The 4,575-nt window shown below is 61.9% G+C and carries 6 protein-coding genes; 1 reads left to right on the top strand and 5 read right to left on the bottom strand.

Going from position 1 to position 4,575, the window contains the following annotated elements; translation table 11 throughout:
• Positions 1-806 (top strand): DUF418 domain-containing protein (locus AC1DSN_RS18695; protein ID WP_477332161.1); only part of this gene is annotated, 806 nt, incomplete at its 5' end.
• Between the two features lie 2 nt (positions 807-808).
• Here the strand turns inward: AC1DSN_RS18695 and AC1DSN_RS18690 are convergent.
• The 5 genes from AC1DSN_RS18690 to AC1DSN_RS18670 form a co-directional block, all read right to left on the bottom strand.
• A complete protein-coding gene (locus AC1DSN_RS18690; protein WP_477332163.1) occupies positions 809-1,384 on the bottom strand; it encodes a c-type cytochrome in 576 nt (191 codons plus the stop codon).
• A gap of 348 nt (positions 1,385-1,732) precedes the next feature.
• On the bottom strand, positions 1,733-2,815 hold the full coding sequence (locus AC1DSN_RS18685) for a PA0069 family radical SAM protein (RefSeq protein WP_477296286.1): 1,083 nt from the start codon (positions 2,813-2,815) through the stop codon (positions 1,733-1,735).
• A gap of 58 nt (positions 2,816-2,873) precedes the next feature.
• The gene (locus tag AC1DSN_RS18680) at positions 2,874-3,494 is read right to left on the bottom strand and encodes a GspH/FimT family pseudopilin (protein WP_269448001.1); all 621 of its coding nucleotides are present in this window, start codon (positions 3,492-3,494) and stop codon (positions 2,874-2,876) included.
• Positions 3,491-3,922 (bottom strand): type IV pilin protein, encoded by a 432-nt coding sequence (locus AC1DSN_RS18675; protein ID WP_477296284.1) that lies wholly within the window; start codon positions 3,920-3,922, stop codon positions 3,491-3,493. The genes AC1DSN_RS18680 and AC1DSN_RS18675 overlap by 4 nt, the downstream gene beginning before the upstream one ends.
• 1 nt (position 3,923) lies before the next feature.
• A partial coding sequence (locus tag AC1DSN_RS18670) for a PilC/PilY family type IV pilus protein (protein ID WP_477332159.1) occupies positions 3,924-4,575 on the bottom strand: 652 nt, incomplete at its 5' end.

The raw sequence follows: 4,575 nt of genomic DNA, 5'->3' as shown, positions 1-4,575 counted from the left end.
GTGCTGCGGAGCGCTCCGTGCAGAAGGCGTGGCAGGGAGTCATCGACACCCATCGCCTTCAAACGCGCGAGGAAATCAACAAAGAGGTCGAGAAGAAACGCGAACAAGGCTATTGGGAAGGCGTCGACCAACGCCTTGACCGTTACATCGGAACGAGTGTCTCGTTCCACATCTTCCTGATGCCCGACATCCTCGCCCCCGCCCTATTGGGCATTGCCTTGTTCCAACTGGGATTCCTCACTGCCGAGCTATCGACAGCGACATACGTATGGACGGCAGTAATAGGATTCAGTATTTCCGTGCCGCTGGTCATTGTCGGCGTGTACCGCACGTATGCGCATGGGTGTTTCTTCTTTCTCAATAACGACGAGTGGCTGACCCTACCCTATGATCTGCAGCGCTTGACAGGCATGGTGGCGATTACCGCCGTCGTCATGATCCTGATCAAACTGGGCGCCTTGAAGCGGATTCAGCGGCTCCTCGCGGCTGTGGGCAAGATGGCTTTGACCAACTACCTGCTGGCCAGCGTGCTTTGCCAGTTTTTTTTCATCTGGGGGCCGTGGAAATTGTTTGGCACCCTACAGTATTGCCAGTTGATGTACGTGGTTTTCGCCGTATGGGCCGTCAATATCACCCTGAGTTCCTTGTGGCTGCGCTGTTTCCAATTCGGCCCGCTGGAATGGGTCTGGCGTTCGGCAACTTACGGAAAGTTCCAGCCGATGCTGCAGCCCGCCCCAGGTAGCGTTTCACGTGGCGGAACCCCCCGGCCTACGCTACATACGAGTTCACGCGGCTGTATTAAATAGGGTCAAGGCTTAGTCACGGAAAAGTAAGCTGCGGCCGCTTCGATCTGTGCATCGTCCATTCTGGATGCGACCTCGGTCATAGATCCCGGCTTTGGCGGCGTCGCTCTGGCCCTTGCCTGGAATTCGTGAATCCGTGCGATCGAGAATGCCATTGGCTGGCCGGCAATAGCAGGGAAGCGCGCGCCATTGCCTTGCCCGGAAGGGCCGTGGCAGCTGAAACAAGAAGCAACGCCGTTCTTGCCACCGCTTTCGGCAAGCAGCTTTCCGGCCGAAATCGTTTCCGCCGAAGGAGCGTGCAGGGACTGCGCAAGCGGTGGATCCTCAGCTGAAAAATATGCTGCGATCGCGTGCATCTCGTCGTCCGAAAGACTTTGCGCTACCGGTTGCATGACGACGCTAGCGCGCGTTCCGTCTTTGAACATGGACAACGCGTGCGCAAGATAGTCAGGATTCATACCGGCCAGTCGCGGTGATCTCACTGCTTCGGAGCCTTCGCCGCGATTGCCGTGACAACCTGCGCATACGGCAACGAGCCGTGCGGGAGGTGGTGATGTCGTAGTGGCTGCTTGTCCGGCCATGGTGAGTGCTGGCAGTAGTGCTAACACGATGCAAAGCGCCGTGGCGCGGGTAAGTCGGCCAAAAGTCGATCCTTTCTCAGCCCGCTTGTTCGAGAACGCTAGAGGGTGCCAATCATGGGGAGTGGGCATTGTCGTGCACGACAGATGAAAGTGGAATGCCGACGATACACCCACTGATGCTCTCCCTGCGCACTCAACCTAAGCAACCTTAGTTGAACCTGACCACAGGCGGGGGCTCGGGAGACCCTCGATACATCACCGATTGGAGCGACCGTTCGTGCGCCCCATCTTGCTTCCGTTCCGAGGTATTTCTCACTGGCGACGAAGCACTACATACTCGCCCTCCGTTCAGAACAGCTCACCTTGGGGCGAAAAGACTCGCGGCGGCACGAACCGCGAGGTGTCCAACACCGTATCCCAAGCACGATCCAACCCCGCCTTCCGCGTCGCCACCTGCACCCGCTTGCGAATAATGTCCGCAAACACCCCCTGCCCACGCATGCGCGTCGCAAAGTTCGAGTCGTAGTCCTTCCCGCCGTTCATCTGCTGAATCAGACTGATGATGTGCGAGGCGCGATCCGGGTAATGCACTTCAAGCCACTCGCGAAACAGCTGCTTGAGCTCATGCGGCAGACGCACGCAGGTGTACCCAATCGATCGCGCGCCAGCGACACCTGCTTGCTCGATGATCGCCTCTACATCTTTCTCGTTTAGCGCCGGAATAATCGGCGCAACCAAAACACCCACTGGCACGCCCGCGTTGCTCAACGTCTCCACCGCCTTCATCCGCCGATGCGGGGCACTGGCCCGCGGCTCGAGCTTCGACGCCAGCTTGTTGTCCAGCGAGTTGATCGACACGAATACATGCACGAGATTGCGCTCGGCCATCGGCACGAGGATGTCGAGGTCGCGCTCGATGAGCGCGTTCTTCGTGACGATGGTGCACGGGTGGTTGCACTCGTTGAGCAACGCGAGCGCGGCGCGTGTCAGCCGCCACTTCTTCTCGATCGGCTGGTAGGGATCCGTGTTGCTACCGATGTTGATCGGCTTGCAGACATAGCTGCGCTTGGCCAGCTCACCGCGCAGCACTTCCTCGAGGTTGGTCTTGGCGAACAGCTTGGTCTCGAAGTCGAGGCCGGCCGAGAGGTTGAGATATCCGTGGGACGGACGCGCGTAGCAGTAGATACAACCGTGCTCGCAGCCCCTGTAAGGATTCAGGGCCTGGTCGAACCCGACATCGGGGGAGTCGTTCCGGCTGATGACCGAGCGCGCCAGCTCTTCCCTGGTCTCCGTCGGCGGCCGGGTGGTCTCGTCCTCCCGGTACCACCCGTCGTCTTCGGCCACGGATCGAGTCTTCTCGAACCGGCCTTCGGGATTGGAGGCGGCGCCGCGGCCCTTGTGTGGGCGGATAGTGGGGATCGGAGAGGACATTGTACAAATGTACAGCCAACCGATCTCAAGGGGCGCGATCCGCTTGGCAGGCCGCCTCTCAGGGTGTGCAGATGTCCGTACTGGCCAGCTTGGTGAACGCGATGCCGCCATAGGGACTCACACCGATGCGCGATCCCGGGAGCCGGGTCGTGTTCGTACCGAGGCTGCTCGCGCTGGCGTTGAGCGCACAGAGGACGAAGGCCATGGGCTGGGAGGCATTCGTGCGCGACGCGACAGCCTCCAGTTGTCCCTGCTGGCCGAACGTGACGACCGCCCCATCCACCGCACGGGCGGACACGCCATTCAATGCCGGCGACGTGCGGAGAATCTGCATCCCCGCCGAGGCAGTGGCCGTGTAGACATCGCTCGCCTTGGTCGTCGCCACCGGGTGGACGTAGACCAGCCAACCCGTTTCGTACGTGGCGGCACCCGAACAGGTCGCGCCATCGGCACTCGCACAGAGCGACACATAGGTCGCGCGCAGGACGCCTTCCGTGCGGGCGTACTGAACGGCCGCCTGGAGGTTGTCGGCGGCAACGCGCAGCCGGTGTTTTTGCAGCGTCGTGCGAAACGACGGCAACGCGATCGCCGTGAGGATGGCGGCCACGATGATCGCAACCATGAGCTCGACGAGGCTGAGGCCTCGCGCGGCACGCCTTCCTGAGCGGCCGACCGTCACCAGCAAACGCCGTTCGCGGTCGTGCCCGCGGGGCCCTTCAGGCCCGTATCGGTCACGGTGAGTGCGCCGCAGGTATCGCGCGCCTGGGAACCGACGGGCGTCGCGGTAGCGGTGTAACCCTGAGCCGCCACAGCATTGACCGTGGCGGGCGTCACCGACGCGGTGTAATAGCTGTTCTCCGACGTCGCCGTGATGGTGGTCGAGTAGCCGATGGTGGCGAGATCCGCATAGGCATTGTGCAGGGCGAAGTAGCGCTCCTCGGCGTTGGCGATCGCCATCAGCAACTTCTGTCCGTCCGATCGTCGTGCGCGGAATCCGTAGCGGCTGTACGACGTGATCGCAATGGCCGCGAGGATGCCCATCACGACGAGGACGATCATCAGTTCGAGCAGGGTGAAGCCGCCACGGGGGCGCTTAATCGCAAGCATGTCAGTTCTCGCCATTCAGGATGCGCCACGAGCGGCGGCGCGCAGTAGGAATGCTTTCGCCGACCGGCGTGCCACTACCACCCAGCGCAGGTACCTGGCCCGGCAGATACGAGGTGCCGCCGCTGAGACTGGCCGAGGTGTAGAGCGAACCGGAACTGGCGGCGCCCAGTACGTGAGCGCCGGCAAGCGAGTAGCCACTGCCGAAGCTGACCGTCGAACCGATGGAGACCCCGAAGGCCGCGCCGCCCGTCGTACCGTCGAGAGCGATGATCGAACCGGAACTCGATGTCGTGCAGGGATCGTTGGCGGTCGGAATCAGGGTGCTGAAGGTAACGGTGTTGTTGCTCGAGTCCAGAGCCGGCGTCACGACGACGCGTTCCCCGGCTACCGTATCCAGGCGCATGTACCAGCCGGAACTCGTCGCCGGCACGACGTTACTGGTGACGCCGATGGCGCCGGTCGCCGCATCCAGTGCCATGGTCTGTTTGGTCAGGTTGCCTCCGGCCAGGGTGATCGGAGAGGCCACGTTCGTGCCCGGGTCGCGTACGCCATAGAGCGCCTGGATCGTGGTGTCCGCGGTATCGGCCGTACTCAGGTAACGACCGGTCCCGAAGATCACCATGAAGTACGTCGACGTCGGATCGGCGAGCAAC

Source organism: Luteibacter sp. P4_D7_3, from assembly GCF_056401735.1.
The sequence above is the reverse complement of the archived record's forward strand: the minus strand, read 5'-3'. Positions and strand labels throughout refer to the sequence as shown.

Coding starts and splice junctions, on each gene's coding strand:
- AC1DSN_RS18690 (WP_477332163.1), bottom strand. CDS start 1,384: ATGGCCGGACAAGCAGCCACTACGACATCACCACCTCCCGCACGGCTC.
- AC1DSN_RS18685 (WP_477296286.1), bottom strand. CDS start 2,815: ATGTCCTCTCCGATCCCCACTATCCGCCCACACAAGGGCCGCGGCGCC.
- AC1DSN_RS18675 (WP_477296284.1), bottom strand. CDS start 3,922: ATGCTTGCGATTAAGCGCCCCCGTGGCGGCTTCACCCTGCTCGAACTG.